The organism is Glutamicibacter sp. Je.9.36, from assembly GCF_051129975.1.
Lineage (GTDB): Bacteria > Actinomycetota > Actinomycetes > Actinomycetales > Micrococcaceae > Glutamicibacter.
On the sequence record NZ_JBCPSN010000001.1, the window covers coordinates 85,668 to 102,127 of the forward strand.

16 protein-coding genes are annotated in these 16,460 nt (G+C 58.0%); 3 read left to right on the forward strand and 13 right to left on the reverse strand.

The features are described 5' to 3' along the window. Nucleotides 1-12: 12 nt before the first annotated feature. The 6 genes from AAZQ98_RS00385 to AAZQ98_RS00410 form a co-directional block, all read right to left on the reverse strand. A complete protein-coding gene (locus AAZQ98_RS00385) occupies nucleotides 13-1,056 on the reverse strand; it encodes an ABC transporter permease (protein WP_434689058.1) in 1,044 nt (347 codons plus the stop codon). Next, on the reverse strand, nucleotides 1,053-2,558 hold the full coding sequence (locus AAZQ98_RS00390) for a sugar ABC transporter ATP-binding protein (protein WP_434689059.1): 1,506 nt from the start codon (nucleotides 2,556-2,558) through the stop codon (nucleotides 1,053-1,055). The genes AAZQ98_RS00385 and AAZQ98_RS00390 overlap by 4 nt, the downstream gene beginning before the upstream one ends. A 112-nt stretch (nucleotides 2,559-2,670) precedes the next feature. Further along, complete coding sequence (locus AAZQ98_RS00395; RefSeq protein WP_434689060.1) at nucleotides 2,671-3,510, reverse strand: amidohydrolase family protein; 840 nt, start codon at nucleotides 3,508-3,510, stop codon at nucleotides 2,671-2,673. Further along, nucleotides 3,507-4,505, reverse strand: coding sequence for an aldo/keto reductase (locus tag AAZQ98_RS00400; RefSeq protein WP_434689061.1), 999 nt, complete (start codon nucleotides 4,503-4,505; stop codon nucleotides 3,507-3,509). The genes AAZQ98_RS00395 and AAZQ98_RS00400 overlap by 4 nt, the downstream gene beginning before the upstream one ends. Next, on the reverse strand, nucleotides 4,498-4,836 hold the full coding sequence (locus tag AAZQ98_RS00405) for an L-rhamnose mutarotase (protein ID WP_434689063.1): 339 nt from the start codon (nucleotides 4,834-4,836) through the stop codon (nucleotides 4,498-4,500). Before AAZQ98_RS00405 ends, AAZQ98_RS00400 begins: the two co-directional genes overlap by 8 nt. 5 nt (nucleotides 4,837-4,841) lie before the next feature. Continuing rightward, nucleotides 4,842-6,155, reverse strand: a complete 1,314-nt coding sequence (locus tag AAZQ98_RS00410) for an L-fuconate dehydratase (RefSeq protein ID WP_434689065.1) — start codon at nucleotides 6,153-6,155, stop codon at nucleotides 4,842-4,844. Between the two features lie 170 nt (nucleotides 6,156-6,325). Here AAZQ98_RS00410 and AAZQ98_RS00415 point away from each other — a divergent pair, with 170 nt between their 5' ends. The 3 genes from AAZQ98_RS00415 (at nucleotide 6,326) to AAZQ98_RS00425 (ending at nucleotide 8,993) form a co-directional block, all read left to right on the forward strand. Further along, nucleotides 6,326-7,219: a fumarylacetoacetate hydrolase family protein gene (locus AAZQ98_RS00415; RefSeq protein WP_434689067.1), complete on the forward strand. Its 894-nt coding sequence runs from the start codon at nucleotides 6,326-6,328 to the stop codon at nucleotides 7,217-7,219. Nucleotides 7,220-7,229: 10 nt separating this feature from the next. Continuing rightward, nucleotides 7,230-7,994, forward strand: coding sequence for an SDR family NAD(P)-dependent oxidoreductase (locus AAZQ98_RS00420; RefSeq protein ID WP_434689069.1), 765 nt, complete (start codon nucleotides 7,230-7,232; stop codon nucleotides 7,992-7,994). Nucleotides 7,995-8,219: 225 nt separating this feature from the next. Next, nucleotides 8,220-8,993: an IclR family transcriptional regulator gene (locus tag AAZQ98_RS00425; RefSeq protein WP_105661938.1), complete on the forward strand. Its 774-nt coding sequence runs from the start codon at nucleotides 8,220-8,222 to the stop codon at nucleotides 8,991-8,993. 7 nt (nucleotides 8,994-9,000) lie between these two features. Here the strand turns inward: AAZQ98_RS00425 and AAZQ98_RS00430 are convergent, their stop codons facing one another. From AAZQ98_RS00430 to AAZQ98_RS00460, 7 genes are all read right to left on the reverse strand, one after another. Next, nucleotides 9,001-10,011 carry a sugar phosphate isomerase/epimerase family protein gene (locus tag AAZQ98_RS00430; protein ID WP_434689070.1) on the reverse strand — a complete coding sequence of 337 codons (1,011 nt, stop codon included), beginning with the start codon at nucleotides 10,009-10,011 and terminating at the stop codon, nucleotides 9,001-9,003. 13 nt (nucleotides 10,012-10,024) lie between these two features. After that, a complete protein-coding gene (locus tag AAZQ98_RS00435) occupies nucleotides 10,025-11,131 on the reverse strand; it encodes a Gfo/Idh/MocA family protein (RefSeq protein ID WP_434689072.1) in 1,107 nt (368 codons plus the stop codon). An 18-nt stretch (nucleotides 11,132-11,149) separates the two neighbouring features. Beyond that, complete coding sequence (locus tag AAZQ98_RS00440) at nucleotides 11,150-11,989, reverse strand: carbohydrate ABC transporter permease (protein ID WP_434689074.1); 840 nt, start codon at nucleotides 11,987-11,989, stop codon at nucleotides 11,150-11,152. Continuing rightward, entirely contained in the window at nucleotides 11,982-12,974 is a 993-nt protein-coding gene (locus AAZQ98_RS00445; protein ID WP_434689076.1) for a carbohydrate ABC transporter permease, read from the reverse strand. The genes AAZQ98_RS00440 and AAZQ98_RS00445 overlap by 8 nt, the downstream gene beginning before the upstream one ends. Before the next feature lie 95 nt (nucleotides 12,975-13,069). Continuing rightward, nucleotides 13,070-14,422: an ABC transporter substrate-binding protein gene (locus tag AAZQ98_RS00450; RefSeq protein WP_434689078.1), complete on the reverse strand. Its 1,353-nt coding sequence runs from the start codon at nucleotides 14,420-14,422 to the stop codon at nucleotides 13,070-13,072. A 46-nt stretch (nucleotides 14,423-14,468) separates the two neighbouring features. Then, entirely contained in the window at nucleotides 14,469-15,581 is a 1,113-nt protein-coding gene (locus AAZQ98_RS00455) for a Gfo/Idh/MocA family protein (protein WP_402735137.1), read from the reverse strand. Between the two features lie 5 nt (nucleotides 15,582-15,586). Next, nucleotides 15,587-16,327, reverse strand: a complete 741-nt coding sequence (locus AAZQ98_RS00460) for a sugar phosphate isomerase/epimerase family protein (protein ID WP_434689081.1) — start codon at nucleotides 16,325-16,327, stop codon at nucleotides 15,587-15,589. Nucleotides 16,328-16,460: the final 133 nt, after the last annotated feature.

Genomic DNA, 16,460 nt, shown 5'->3' on the forward strand with positions numbered 1-16,460 from the left:
GACTTGCTGGACCTATCTACCTTCGGACGTATCCCTTCTGCGCAGCATGTCGACGTAAACCGCCAGTAGGATGACGCCACCGATAGCCACTGACTGCCATTCCTGTGGGACGTTGATTATGCGAAGCCCACTGGTCAAGACGGACATAATCAATGCGCCGATCACCGTTCCAGCGATGGATCCTTTACCGCCCTGCAGAGATGTGCCACCAATCACCACGGCTGCGATGGCTTGCAGTTCATAGCCTGTACCCTGCCCCGGTTGGGCTGAGTTCAATCGCGAGGCGATGATGACACCAGCTAGACCTGTAAAGGAGCCTGCCAGCATATAGATCCACATTTTCCAGCGGCGCACGTCGATTCCCGATAGTGCGGTGGCCTTTTCATTGGAGCCTATCGAGTAGGTGTAGCGGCCAATGAGCGTCTTGCTCAGCACGACACCCGCAATCACAGCAGCAATGAAGAATACAAAGACCGCGTTGGGAATGATCAGTCCTGGAATTGATTTGCCCAGGGCAAGATTGCTGAATCCCGGGGTGTCATTGAAGTAAATCGGCTTCGTCCCGGAGATAACTAAAGCCAAGCCCTGGGCGACCATCATCATGGCCAAGGTGGCTATGAATGAGGGAATCCTCAAGTACGAGACAAGCACTCCATTGACCAGCCCCATCAAGGCTCCGGCCAGGATACCAGCGATGACTCCGAATGCGAGCGGCAGCCCCATATAGGTCAGAGTCACGCCGACCATCACTGATGTAAGTGACATCCCTGTACCAACCGACAGGTCAATTCCTCCCGTGATAATCACAAATGTTGCACCCAAAGCCAGCAAACCGATCACCACGGTGGAAAGCAGAATGTCAGAGAGATTGCTTGGGGTGAGGAATAGTGGGTTGAGGATGCCGAATAGAATCACTAATACAATCAGAGAAGCTAGCGCCATTAGTTGCTGCATGCTGGAGCGCAAACGGATTTTCAATGACGATTTCCGAGTGAACTCGGAAGTAGCCTTCGCAGTTGGGGATTCCACCGGACGTTCAGTGGTTGCGTTGCTCATACTGTTACTCCTCGGATGCTGCGAGTGGCGAGATCCATGATGTTTTCTTGGGTTGCTTCGTTGCGTTCTAGAACGCCAGTAATACGTCCTTCGGACATTACTGCGATCCGGTGGGACATTCTGATCACTTCCGGCAATTCGGAAGAGATCATGATGATGGCTTTTCCGTTGGCGGCGAGTTCATCGAGCAGGGCGTAGATTTCTTCTTTTGCTCCGACATCAATGCCGCGGGTCGGCTCGTCGAAGATCAGCACATCACAGTCCTTGACCAGCCATTTGGCTATGACGATTTTCTGCTGGTTACCACCGGAAAGGTTCTTGGCGGACTGATTCATTGATGGAGTCTTGATGCGGAGACGCTGAATTTGTTCACCGGCGATGTAATTGATCATTTGGTCGCGCATCATCCCGAATTTACTAAGCTGTTTAAGGCTAGAAAGGACAATGTTCTGTGCGACATCAGCTTCAAGCATCAGACCCAGATGTTTGCGGTCCTCCGATAGATAACCGATTCCGAGCTGAGCGGCTTTAGCCGGATTGCTAATCGCTACCTCTGAACCGTCTACGGCGATACTTCCGGAACTGATCGGGTCAGCACCCACGAGCGCGCGGGCCACTTCAGTGCGACCTGCACCCATGAGTCCGGCGAAGCCTAGGATCTCCCCTTTATGCAAGTCGAAGCTGATGTCACTCAGCAAGGATTTGGTGTTCAAGTCCTTGACAGAAATTTTCAGTTCGCCAAGTGCTGGAATCGGAGCCACTTCAATGGTTTGTTCCACTTGGCGCCCGACCATCTTGGAGATCACTTCCGGCATGGTTGTTTCTTCGGTAATCATGGTTTCGATGTATTCGCCGTCTCGAATCACAGTGATCCGATCTGAAATAACCTTTAGCTCATCCATGCGGTGCGAAATATAGATCGCTCCGGTTCTATCGGTGATGAACCGTCTGATAATCCCATGCAGCGTTTCCACTTCGGCGTCGTTCAACGCAGCCGTGGGCTCATCAAGGATCAACAACCGGGCTTCGAAGCTCAATGCCTTGGCAATTTCGACCATTTGCTGCTTAGCAACAGTCAGTTCCGAAACTCTTTGAGCAGGGTCCAGCTCAATTCCGATTCTTTCGAAAAGTTCACGGGCACGACGATTCAAAGCAGAGTCGTTGATAAATGGTCCTAGCATCGGCTCACGACCGATGTAGATATTCTGGGCCACACTCAGGTGCTGCATCAGGTTGAACTCCTGATGGATAATACTGATTCCCAATTGCTGGGCCATTTTGGGATCAGCGATATCAACCTCAGCGCCATCGAATCTGAAGCTACCGGAGTCAGGGGCATAAATCCCCGATAGAAGCTTCATCAGCGTCGATTTGCCGGCTCCGTTTTCGCCTACGAGGGCCAAGACTTCGCCGCAATACACGTTCAATCGCATATCGGCCAAGGCGCGTACACCTGGGAAGCTTTTGTTCACACCGTCAACTTCAAGTAACAAGTTGTTCACACCACACCACCTAACATCAGATGTTTAGATAGAAATTACCCGCGATTCGATAGAGCCGCAAGGTTTTCAGGAAAATTCATCATACGTATAATAATCTGTATTGAAAGCTGCCCTAGATTCGGTAAATACGTCGAGCAGTACCCGACCAGACCTGTTCCTGCTCATCAGCGCTAAGTTTGGATAGGCACTCACTAATGATTTGCAGGCTCGCTTGGTAACCCCCGTTAGCCATGCTCATCGGCCAATCACCGCCATACATCAGCCGCCGGGCACCGAAGACCTCTAGGGCGAAATCAACCACCGGTTCTACTGAATCGACCGTGAATCCTGGACCGCAGTCGAGACCCGAAATCTTTGCCACAACGTTTGGAAAGGCAGCGGCTTGCTCTAGATCAGAGCGCCAAAGCTCCATACTTTCTGCAGGAGCGCCCCATGGAGGCTTACCCAAATGGTCTATAACTATGCTCAGTTCAGGATGCCTGCGAGCCAGTTGCAGCACTTGTTGCAGATGGCGAGGAAAGGCATCGGGAATATCCAACGCCAATCCGGCTTCGGCCACCATTTCGAGCGATTGCTCCACCTCGGCTCGCAAGATGAACTGCGCATCTTCTTCATCGTGGATCAGATGCCGTATTCCTTTCAGGACGCCTGATTCCATGGACCCAACCAGCTGAGTAGCTGCACGCCGCGGAGCAGCAAGATCGATCCAGCCGACGACACCGCCTACCCATGAATTCCGCTTCGCCGCCCCCAAAAGATAAGACGTTTCTTCAATGGAATCCGAAGCTTGGACCAGAACAGCTTGTGCGATCTCGTGTTCATCGAGGACTTTGGATGCAGCAACCTCATCGAAGTCTTTATATAGAACTCCCAAGCTGGCATTTAGCCACGGATGCGGTACGTCTTGGTCAAGCTGCCAGATATGAAGATGCGAATCTACTATTCCTGTCACTGGCACACCTGTGCAGACAAATCGACTCGCTCAGCAAGAAGATTCCAGATGACCGGAGGAACATCTTGGCTGTATCGGCGCGCATTTTCCCTGACCTGCTGAGCACTTGAGGCTCCGAGCACAAGAGACACGATGCTTGGATGACGCTTCGCAAACTGCACAGCCAAGGTTGGCAGGTTCGTACCATAGGAGGTGGCAAGGTCCGCTAAATCCCGAGCTCGCTGGATCAGGCCTTGAGACGCTTGCTGGTAATTGTAATTCGCTTGGTCACTCACCACTGGGGAAGCTAACAAGCCTGAATTATAGACCCCGACGTTCACCACGCCTACTTCGCGTTCAACACAAAGTGGTAGTAGTTCGTGAGCAGCCGGCTGTTCAAGCAACGTATATCTTCCCGCCAACATCACCAGGTCCAAATCCGCAGCACGCACGCACTCAGTGGCAGCCTGGACGCTATTGACTCCAACTCCGATTGCTTTGACCACTCCTTCTTCGCGCAACTTAACGAGCGCGGGAAGGGCCTGTTCGATTCCTTCTTGGAGGTCATAGCAGTCAGGATCATGCAGGTAGGCGATCTCGATATGATCGGTGCCCAACCTTTCTAAGCTTGCTTCAAGGCTACGGCGAACGCCGGACTCGGACGGATCCCATTTGCGCACCGCATCGGCAGCAACCGCATATCCTTCGTTATCGAGCACCCCGTGCGGGTTATCTTGTGGAACCAGTAAGCGCCCCACCTTCGTCGAGATCACCAAGTCCTCACGTACGCCGCTTGCGCGAAGCCAGCTGCCAATACGGCGTTCTGACAAACCCAAGCCGTAATGTGGTGCGGTATCGAAGTATCTGGCGCCATGTTCGAAGGCCTCCTGAAGCACTTGCAACGACTGCTCATCAGTCCGTTCCCGATAGAGATTGCCGATGCCTGCTGTACCGAACCCTAATTTCAATCCCTTATTGGGATCTTCAAAGCCCAGCCGTCGAAGTGATTCACGCATTACTGGTCCGTCCATAGTCTGATTCGAATTCCCAGACTCGGCTCAGGCCCTGGTCTTGTCCTGAATAGCTGTCTGCGACTTCCAAATACTGATTAATTTGTTCTTGCCATCTCAAATTATGTTCGTTTTCAGCTAGCTCGATGCGCATTCGCTGATAGTCTTCGACTTCGATCAGATGGAAGAGTTCACGTCCGCTGCGCCAAATTCTCCAGTTCACAACACCTGCCTGCGCCATGGCTGCGTTTAACTCCGGGACCAATTTTGAATGGGCTCGATCATAATCAGCCTCTCGGCCCGGGACGATACGAGTGTGAATCGCGATCTGTTGCATTTCGCTTACGCTTCCACGACTTCAGGCTGCCAGATTTTCCCGGAAGAAAATTCATAGTCCACCAAGGTTTCGGGCAGAATTTCATACCCAGCTCCTGGTAGCTGAGGTGGCCAGTACATGCCTGAATGCACGTTGATGGGCTCGACGAAGTGCTCATGCAAGTGATCCACGAATTCAATGAAACGTTCTTCCCGATCACCTGAAACTGCAACAAAATCAAACATCGACAGGTGCTGGACTGCCTCGCATAGCCCAACGCCTCCCGCATGTGGGCAAACCCGCACACCGAACTTCGCGGCAAGCAACAAGATCGCGACGTTCTCGTTGACTCCAGCAACGCGCGATGCATCCAGCTGTAGCACTTGCAAACCATCAGCCTGCAAGAATTGTTTGAACAACACCCGGTTTTGGCAATGTTCGCCTGTTGCTACGGGAATTGGGGAGATGGCCTTAGCAATGGCAGCATGAGCCAACACATCATCCGGGCTGGTAGGTTCTTCGACCCAGGCGATATCAAACTCTTCAAGCTTCTTCACCCATGCCACCGCTTGGTCAACGTCCCATCGCTGGTTAGCATCAATGGCAATTTTGATGTCTGGCCCGACAACTGCTCGCGCGGTACGCATCCGACGGATATCGTCGTCCAGGTTAGCGCCTACTTTGAGCTTGATTTGCTTGAATCCTTGCTCCACGGCTTCGGCGGCCAATCTGCTCAGCTTCTCATCCGAGTATCCGAGCCATCCGGGTGTGGTGGTGTAAGCAGGGTACCCTTGGGCCAAAAGCTGTTCACGACGCTTCGCCTTTCCGTCCTCAGCACTGCGCAATATCTCCAAGGCGTTCTGCGGCGTCAGCGCGTCAGAGAGGTAACGGAAGTCAATTAGCTCCACGATCTCTTCTGGGCTCATGGAAGCTAATAGTTCCCAGAGCGGAAGGCCAGCACGCTTAGCCTTTAGATCCCACAGCGCGTTAATGACTGCTCCGATAGCCATATGCATGACACCCTTTTCCGGACCTAGCCATCGGAGTTGGGAGTCGTGCACTAGTTCGCGCCAAGTCTGACCCATATTGGCCAACATTGGCTCAACTTCGCGATCCAGAACGAAAGATGCAAGTGCCTCGATGGCGGCTGCTTGGACATCGTTGCCCCGCCCGATGGTGAATACGAATCCATGACCGGCAAAATCGTTAGGATCATCTGTGCTCAGAATCAGGTAAGCCGCAGAATAGTCCGGATCGGGGTTCATTGCATCCGACCCATCTAGATGTTTAGACGTAGGGAAACGAACGTCAATTGTCTTCATGCCAGTAATTCGACTCATTGGCCCTCCCGAGCGGTATATCCAAATTTGGAAGTCTTCGGCATCGGCAGATGCAGAATAGTTGTATCCTCGATCACAGCGTAAACATCAGATGTTTATCTTGTCAAAGTAAATTTTTAGACTAAAGTTATGGACCATATCACTCAATTGATCGGATGCTTGGAGGCATTATGAAGTTTTTACGCATAGGAGAACCAGGCGAAGAACGTCCTGTCGTGCTCAACGATTCGGGCCGTGCCTTTGATCTGTCGCCCCTCGTTGCAGACATCGATGGCGATTTTTTTGCCACCGAAACGTTCCTACGAGCCCGCCAGGCACTCGCCGATGGAACATTGCCTGACCTTGGCTGGGAGCTCACGGCGGATCAGTTGGAGACCCGCACACCGTCAGGAGAGCGTATCGGGGCTCCGATTGCCCGTCCGGGAAATATCATCTGCGTCGGCATGAACTACGCAGCGCACGCTCGTGAATCCGGTGCCGAGCCGCCGAAGACTCCAGTGGTCTTCCTCAAACCCGCGAATACCATCGCTGGTCCCTACGACAACGCACCAATACCTCCTGGCGCCAAAAAATACGATTGGGAAGTAGAACTCGGGATCGTCATCGGCAAGCATGCCAGCTACCTAAATTCTGCTGAGGAAGCTACGGCCGTCATCGCTGGCTACGTCGCGGCCAATGACCTTTCCGAACGTGAATACCAACTGCCTGGCGAAGCTGGTCAATGGACCAAGGGCAAATCCTTGCCGTACTCCACGCCGGTAGGACCGTTCCTAGTCCCAAGCAGTGAAGTTGACGGTGAAAATCTCGCATGTAGATCATGGATCAATGGCGAAATCCGCCAAGATTCCAATACAGCGGATTTCATCTTTGATATTCCCACCATGGTTCAGCACTTAAGCCAATACATGCTGCTAGAACCGGGAGATCTCATCCTCACAGGGACGCCGGAAGGTGTCGCGCTTTCCGGGAGATTCCCGTACATCACTGATGGTGATGTCGGAGAATTTGAAATCGATCAACTTGGCAGGCAACGCCAGTCTTACTACCAACTTGTAACCCAGTAAGGAAATTCGGATGACTCATAAAATCAAAGATCTGTCAGGACTACGCGCCATCGTCACAGGGGGCGCCTCGGGTATCGGTGCCGCCGTAGTTGCTGAGCTGACGGCCCGAGGTGCCGTTGTGAGTATCTTGGACCTTAACATCACATCGGTTCCCGAAGGCCAGCTTGCCTTTCAATGCAACGTCGGCGAGCGTTCTTCGGTCAATGACGCCGTCAACGCAGCCGCGCAGTCAATGGGCGGGATCGACATCGTGGTCAATAATGCAGGCGTTGGTGCACAGGGAACTGTTGAAGCCAATGACGACGACGAGTGGTCGCGAGTTCTAAATATTAATATCACCGGAATCGCCCGCGTTTCTTGCGCGGCCATGCCCCATCTGCGTCAGTCCCCTAGCGCATCCATCGTCAATACATGCTCCATCGCAGCCACAGCGGGGCTGCCAGAACGCGCCCTTTATTCAGCGTCCAAAGGCGGGGTGTACTCGTTGACCTTGGCAATGGCGGCCGACCACATTCGGGAAGGAATTCGTGTCAATGCAGTCAATCCTGGCACAGTGGACACCCCTTGGGTGGGGCGCTTGCTTGATTCAGCTGCCGATCCTCAAGCGGAGCGCCAAGCGTTAAACAGTCGTCAGCCACACGGCCGACTGGTTTCAGCACAAGAAGTCGCGACATCCGTGGCCTATTTGTGCAGCCCGCTTTCGTCGTCTACCAATGGCGTTGCGTTAGCCGTTGATGGCGGCATGCAGGCACTACGGCTTCGTCCGGTGGGTTAACGCCGGCTCAATATCTGTACAACTGTATGGTGAGGAGCCAACCCGTAAGGCTGGCTCCTCACCGCTGTCTCTAAGATCGGACGTCGCGATAGACCACTACGCGCGTAGTCCACACCAGCACTCGCAACTTATCGTTGATACGTTTTACCAGTTGGGAAGGAAACCGCTGACCAGGTTGCTAGAGTTCCTTGCAGAGCACTATGCACGATTCATTGAGGAGGCCCCATGGGCAGCAAGGTTCCAGCGGCCGATAACACCTTGCGGATCCTCAGGTTGCTGGCCAGCCGGAAGACCCCGACTCCGGCGGCAATGATCGCCACGTTGCTGGAGCTTCCTCGATCCAGTGTCTACCAGCTGCTGAACGTGATGCTGGAGCACGGATTCATCACCCACTATCCGGAGGACAAATCCTATGGTCTGGGTGTCTCCGCTTTTGAGCTTTCCAGCGCCTATACCCGCCAGGAACCGCTGGCGCGGCTGGGCGCCCCGCTGATTGCCCAGCTGGTCGACAAGGTCGGCGAAAGCGCCCACCTGGCCGTGCTGCATGGTTCCGATGTTCTCTACATTGTCGAAGAACGCGCCAAGGGCCGGCCATCCTTGGTCACCGACGTGGGTGTTCGCCTGCCTTCGCACTTGACCGCATCGGGCAGGGCAATTCTCGCCGCGCTGCCCAAATCCCAGGTGCGCGCGCTCTACCCCGGTGCCGCCAGCTTCACGGAGCGCGTGGCCGAGTCATCGATCTCCAGCTACTCGCAGTTGCGCCGCGAGCTGGACCAGAGCACGCAGCGCGGCTATGCCGTAGAGCGCGGGGATGTCACCCCGGATTTCCACTCGCTCGCGGTAGAAATCCGGGATTCCAGCGATTGGCCAGTGGCCGCCGTTGCTGTCACTTTCCTGGCCGATCGTGTCCCCGAAGAGCAGTGGGAGACTCTCCTGCTGCAGATCCGCGCCACTGCTTCGGTGATTACCTCACGGGTGCAGGGCAAACGTCCGTCCTAGCCAGGGGCTACTGGTTCGAGAATGCCGCGTCGAAGGACGCTTCGGGGCGCTTGAACAGGAGGCTGCGGATGTAGCCCACAGCTTCCTTCGCACCGTGCAAACGGTCCATTCCCGCGTCTTCCCATTCGATGGAGATGGGGCCCTTGTACCCGTGGAAGTCCAGTGCGCGGAAGGCATCTTCCCAGTTGATGTCGCCGTGGCCGGTGGAGACGAAGTCCCAGCGCCGGCGGGGATCGCCCCAAGGGAGATGGGAACCCAGGATGCCATTGCGCCCGTTGGAATGATGCATCCGGGTGTCCTTGCAATCCACGTGGTAGATGCGGTCGGCGAAGTCGGTGATGAATGCGACCGGGTCGATGCCCTGCCAGAACATATGGCTGGGATCCCAATTCAGCCCGAACGCTTCGCGGTGGCCGATTGCTTCCATGGTGCGCACGGTGGTCCAGTGATCGTAGGCGATCTCGGAGGGGTGCACCTCCAGCGCGAACTTCACCCCCTGCTCATCGAATTCGTCCATGATCGGATTCCAGCGATCCGCGAAGTCCTCGTAGCCTGCATCGATGACCTCGCCGGGAACCGGCGGGAACATGGCGACGTACTGCCAGATCTTCGAGCCGGTAAAGCCAACCACTACATCGGCACCGAGCTTGCGGGCGACGCGGGCCGAGCGCTTCATGTCCTCGGCGGCCCGCTGGCGGACACCTTCCCCATCCCCATCGCCCCAGACATAGTCGCGCAGGATGGCCTGGTGGCGGAAGTCGATGGGATCATCGCAGACAGCCTGGCCGCCCAGGTGGTTGGAGATCGCCCAGGCTTTCAGCCCGTACTTGTCCAGGATTTCCAGCCGCGACTGGAGGTAGGCCGGATCCTCGTCGGCGCGCTTGAGGTCCAAGTGGTCACCGCTGGCTGCGATTTCCAATCCGTCATAACCCCACTCGGAAGCCAGCCGGGCGACTTCTTCGAAGGGCATATCAGCCCACTGGCCGGTGAAAAGCGTCACTGGATGCGTCGCGTTCATGGTGGTTTCTCCTCTAGTCATCGGTGTCGATCCAGTCCCCGGAATCAGCCGATTCCAGAACGGCATCGGTCAAACGGCAGGCGCGGGCGCCATCGGCAAAAGTTGGAAGCCCTTCGGGTGCTTCGCCACGGATCGCCGCGTAGGTGTCGGCCACGAAAGCGGCGAAAGCATCAAGGTAGCCCATCGGGTGTCCTGCAGGGACCACCGACAAGCGTGCGGCATCGGGACTGAGGTCAGCGGCCTGGCGGGGCAGGATCGAGGACATGTCGGGTTTGCCGATCCACAGTTCTTCCGGCTTTTCCTGCTTGAATTCCAGCGCCGACCGGTCTCCGGACAGCTCGATGGTCAAGGCGTTCTTCCGGCCGGCGTTGACCTGTGACACCATCAGCGTGCCGATGGCTCCCGAAGCCATCTGCACAATCAAGGCAGCAGCATCCTCGGTATCGACGTCCACGGCCCCCCGCTGCTTATGGGCAATGGAGGTGGTCGCGTTCAGCCGAACGATCCGCTCCCCCGCAATGAATTCCAGCAGATCCACCAGATGCGAACCGATGTCCGCGAAGGCCCGCGAAGGCCCGCCTTTGTCCGGTTCTACCCGCCAGTTGCTGTCGCTGACCGTATGCATCCAGTCTTGCAGGTACTGGCCACGCACGGTCAGCAGCCGGCCAAGTTTCCCTTCCTGCACATGGGCCCGGGCCTGCCGCACCATGGGGTGGTAGCGGTAGACGAACGGCACCGAAGCCACGGCCCGGGAACGCGATGCCAGCAAGGCCAGCTCGCCGGCTTCCCGGGCGCTGGTCGCCAGCGGCTTCTCGCAAACCACGGACAGGCCAGCTGCCAGTGCGGCGGCTGCCTGCTCGGCATGCAACGCATTGGGCGAGGTGACATGCACGGCGTCGCATTGGGCGAGCAGCGCTTCCACGCTGCCGAAACCGGGCACGCCCAGGGCGGCTGACGCTTGGCGGGTGGATTGCTCGCCGTTGGATCGCACCCCGATGAGCTGGGCGCCTGCCCGGCGGATCGCATCGGCGTGGGTCCGGGCCATGAAGCCGCCGCCGATGACGCCGACCTTCAGTTCCTGCGTGGCCGGTGCAGCCTGCTGGCTGTTCAACTGGGACATGTAATTCCTTGTCTTTTCTTACTTGACCGCGCCGGAGGACAAGCCTGCGACCAGGTGCCGTTGCGCGAAGAGGAAACCGACCAGCACCGGAATCGATACCACCACCGAGGCGGCCATCATCTGGTTCCAGTACACATCGGTCTGCGAAGCGTAGGCCTGCAAGCCGATGGACAGCGTCCTGGTGTCCGAATTGGTGAGCACACTGGCGAAGAGCACTTCGCTCCAGGAGGTGATGAAGCAGTAGACCGACACCGCGATGATCCCCGGGCGTGCTACCGGCAAGACCACCTTGAGCAGTGCGCCGAGCCGGCCAAGTCCATCGACCATGGCCGCCTCTTCCAGTTCCTTGGGCATGGCGGCAAAGAAGCCGGTGAGCATCCAGATGGAGAATGGCAGGGAGAACGTCATGTAGGTGACGATCAGCCCCAGGTAGGTTCCATTCAGCTGCAGTCCGACGGCACGCTCCAGCTGGGTGAAGATCAAGAAGAGCGGCAGCAGGAACAGGATGCCGGGGAACATCTGGGTGGAGAGCACGATCAGCCGGAAGGACCGCGCCCCGCGGAAGTCGAAGCGCGAGAGCGCATAGGCGGCCAGGATCGCGATGGAAACCGACAGGACGGTGGCGCTGATGGTCACGATCAACGAGTTGGCGAAGTACTTGCCCAGCGGCACCGTGGTCCAGATATCCAGGTACGGGGCCAGCGTGATTTCCGAGGGAATCCACTCGAAGGCGCCGCGCACATCCTTGAGGGGCTTGATGGAGGTCGTGAGCACCACGTAGAGCGGCAGCACGATGACCAGGGTGATGAAGGCCAGTCCGAAAACTCGCAGGATGCGGAAGCCGCGGGTCTCAATCATCGATGCTCTTTCCCTTCGGCATGACAAGTCGGATGTAGAACGCTGAGACGATCAGCAGGGCAATCAGCAGGACGACGCTCAAGGCGCCACCCACGCCGAAGTTCCAGTTGTTGAAGGACTGCTGGTAGATCAACGGGGAAATCAGGGTTGCTTCTTCCGGGGACACCGGGCCGAAGAGCAGGTAGGGGATGTCGAATTGGTTGAACACCCACAGCCCCAGCATCAAAAGCAGCACCACGTTGGCGTGCTTGATCATTGGCAGGGTGATCCTGGTGAACTGCTTCCACAGGCTGGCTCCATCCAGGGAAGCGGCTTCATAGACTTCGTTCGGGATGGATTGCAGGGCGGCCAGCAGCATCAGGAAAGCGAAAGGCCAGAATTGCCAGACGGCGACAACCACCATGACAAAGAAGGAATTCCCGCCCAATAGCCAGAACGGCCCTTCGTCCAGGATCCCGAGGTCTTCGACCAGGAAGCGGTTGACCATGCCATCGCGCTGGTTGAACATGAACGCCCAGGCGATGGTGGTGACGTAGCTTGGCAGTGCGTAGGGCACCAGGAACAGGGTGCGGAAGAATCCGTTGCTGCGGAATTTGGATGCCAGCAAGACCGCGGCGAAGATGCCAAGGCTCCAGGCGATTGCCACTACCAGGAAGGTGAACAGGAAGGTGCGCCCGAGGGCGTCGAAGAATTGGGAACCGATCGGACCGTTGGGGTCCAGCGCGGTGGTGAAGTTCTGCAGTCCCACGAACGGGGCCTTGACCCAGTTGGCAATGGAGAACTGGGTCAGCGAGAGGAAGGCGATCCATACGCCCAGCAGCATCGGGATGATGTGGATCAGCAGTTCCAGGAATGCTGCGGGAGCTGAGAGCGCATAGGGGAAGAACCGGTCGCGCTTGATGGAACTGCGCTTGATCGCCCTTGAAGCGTCGCGGGGCTTGAGCGGTTCGCTGATTCGAGGCGGTGTCTGGGCTGGCGCCGACATTCGGTCTCCTTTCATGAAAACGAATTTGGGTGCTGCAACTGGCCGCGGGGGCGCAAGGAGGTCCGCTCCCGCGGCCAGTGCAACGTGTCGGTCCGCTAGCTAGCCGGCATCTGCTTCTGCGCGTCTTCCAAGGCCTTGCGGACATCGGCCTCGGTGATTTTTTCGCCCTGGGCAATCCTGGCGAATTGCTTGGCGATGGCCTCGCCTACGAGGGATTCCATCTGCCCTTCGGTGGGGAACAGCGGCATCGGGGCCGCGTTATTGGCCAGGATCTCCTTCTTGGCCTGCTGCTCGGGGGTGTCGAAGGCCGGGTCGTCGAAAGCTTCGGTGACCGATGGCAGCGAGGTGTACTTGGCGTTCAGCTTCTTCTGCTCATCGACGCTGAGCAGGTGGTTCACGAATTCAAGGGCGGCATCCTTGTTATCCGAGTTCTCGAAGACGCTCACGTTGATGCCGGCAACCAGCGACTGGGTGGCTTCCAGCCCGGTGGCATCGGCGTTCTTCAGCGGGATGGGTGCCATGGCGTAGTCCTTGAAGTCCGCGGCATTGAAGGACTTGCCCGGGGCCTGGTCGAAGAACATGGCGGCGTTGCCGTCCATGATTTCCCCTGGCAGCACCGAACCGTCATTGATCTCGGCGTTGGACTTGGAGACCACGCCGTCCTCGCCCATCAGCTGGATCCAGTCATTGACGCCGCTGACGACGCCATCATTGGTGAAGTCCGGCTTGCCATCCGTGGTGTACAGCTCGCCGCCGTTCTGCATGCCCAGGATGAATGCGGAGTGTGCGTTATTGGCGGTACGCTGTCCGGCCAAGGTGAAGCCGTACTGGTCGACCTTGCCGTCGTCGTCGGTATCCTTGGTCAGCTTCTTGGCGGTGGCCAAGAATTCATCCCAGGTCTTCGGAGCCTGCTTGATGCCGGCTTCCTCGAACATCTTGGTGTTGTAGTACAGGCCGTAGGCCATGGAATACAACGGCAGCGAGGTTGGGGCCTGGCCTTCGGCGCCGCCGGTGGCCAGGGCTGCCGGCACGAACTTCTCGGCTCCGCCTATGGCCTCCAGCGCCTCGCCTTCAAAGGGGACGAAGGCGCCGCTGGCCTGCAAGGTGGTGGCCCAGGTGTTGCCGATGTTCAGCACGTCCGGCCCTTCGCCGCTGGAGACGGCGGTGAGGATGCGGTTGTACAGGTCGGCCCAGGGGACGACTTCCAGCTCGACCTCGATGCCGGTTTCCTCGGTGAACCGCTCGATGGATTCGCCCAGGATCTCCTCGTCCTGGGTGACCGAGCTGCCCTGGTTCGAAGCCCAGTAGGTGATGGTCCCGCCGGCTTCTTCCGAGCCGGAGCCGGAAGCCGAGCCGGAGCAGGCGGCCAGGCCGCTGAGCGACAGCGCTGCAATGGAGGTGATCGCCGTGAAGCGCCCCAGCTTGCTCTTGAAATGTGGTGCAGACATGTTTATTCCTTTTCAGGTGCGGGTGATGCTGTCAAGGGGTGGTGCTTCAGGCAAGGATGCCGGGAGCCGAAGGATCCCAGGCCGGGTCCAGCAGCGCGATGGGCTCGACCGTCGAGGCCACGTCGATGAAGGCTCCCGATTCCATTGCTTCCGCGGCGCAGACCATGATGTCCAGGACGTGGAACGCCAGTTCGCCGGGCACGCGTTCCTTGCGGCCCTCGCGGATGGCTTGGGCCAGTTCGGCAACGCCGGTGCCGCGCCCGTAGGTGGATCCTTGGGCGGTGACAACGCTCGGCTCCTGGTCCCCGAAGTGCAGGATGGTGTCTCCGGTGAATTCGTTCGGATCCGGCAGCTGCGCGGTGCCTTCCGTTCCGGAGATCTCCACGAACCCTGCACGCTTGAGCTTGGAGTCGAAGCTGAAGATGCACTGCGCACTGGCCCCGGATTCGAAGGAGAGCAGCGCTCCGACGTGGGTTGGGACCTCGACCGGGAAGCTGGTTCCGGCCTTGGGGCCTGCACCGATGACCCGCTGCGCGCGGGCCTGCGAACCCAGGGCGGCGACCTTGGCTACCGGGCCGAAGACCCGCACCAGGGTGGTCAGGTAGTAGGGCCCGAGGTCGAAGAGCGGTCCCGCGCCGTGGGCGAAGAGGAATTCCGGGCTGTGGTGCCAGGATTCCGGGCCGGGGCCCTGGAAGATGGCCAGGCCCGAAAGCGGGGTGCCGATGGCGCCTGCTTCAATCTGCCGCAGGCCGGTCTGCAGGCCCGCACCCAGGATGGTATCCGGGGCCACGGCGACGCGGACCCCTGCCGCCTTGGCGGCTTCGACCAGCTGCCGTCCGGATTCGCGGTCCAGCGCGTAGGGCTTCTCGCCCCAGACGTGCTTGCCGGCGGCCACCGCCTGCAGGGCTACCTCGACATGAACTGCCGGGATCGTCAGGTTCACGACGATCTGGATGTCTTCGCGGGCCAGCAATTCGGCGTAGGTTCCCGAGGCTTCCACGGACCATTTGCGCGCTTGGCTTGCTGCGCGTTCGGTATCCAGGTCGGCGATGAACCGCACGGCGAGGTCCGGGAATGCGGTGAGGTTCTCCAGGTACTGGTCGCTGATGGTGCCGGCTCCGACAATGCCCACGCCCATGGGCTGATTCTGAAATTCCATAGTCCCTAGTTCTTTTCTGCTACGAGGTAGGCGCGGCTTTCGGACACGGCCTGGAAGATGTCGCCTGCGAAGTCATCGAGTTCCACCACATGCAGCATGCCGCTGGTGGCCTCGATGATCTGGTCGATCGGCATGGATCCGCTGCCCACCGGCACCTGTTCCTTGTGGTTCTTGGACTTCGGCCCGTCCTTGATGTGCAGGGCTACGACGCGGGGTGCCAGCGCTTCAAGCAGCTGCAGCACATCGGCGCCGCCCACGGCAACCCAGTAGGTGTCCACTTCCAGGACGACTTCCGGGTCCAGCAGGCTAGCCAGGTATTCCAGGGCCGTCTTGGAATTGATCTTGCTGGAGATCTCCCAGTCGTGGTTGTGGTAGCCGACCTTGATGCCGTATTCGGCACCGCGCCGGGAGGCGGCGTTGAGCTTCTGCGCGATGGCACCGATGGACTCGGCATCCTGCCACTGCTCCGCCGGGATGAACGGATCGATGACGGTGCTGATGCCGAGTTTGCCGGCCGCGGCGAAGACCTCGTCGTAGTCCGAGGAGAGCAGCGGTGCGTGCGCCGTTGGCGCGCTGAGTTCGTTCTCGGCCAGCGCCTGGGCATACTCGTCAGCGCGGGCCACGAAGTTGTAGGGCTCGACTTGCGTGTAGCCGATGCCAGCTACGCGTTCGAGCGTCGCAGCCAGGTTCTCTGCGATGTGCTCGCGCAGCGTGTACAGCTGGATTGATAGGTCGTGGGCAGGCAAAGGCGTCTCCTGAAAGAAGTGGTGGGTGCGATCCAGATGCTCATGACTTGCATCACACCTTGAGACTAGTTTTACTTTTGTCGATAGTCAATAGAAGTATGTCGACATTCTCGTAAAGTGTTTCGGCTTCGCG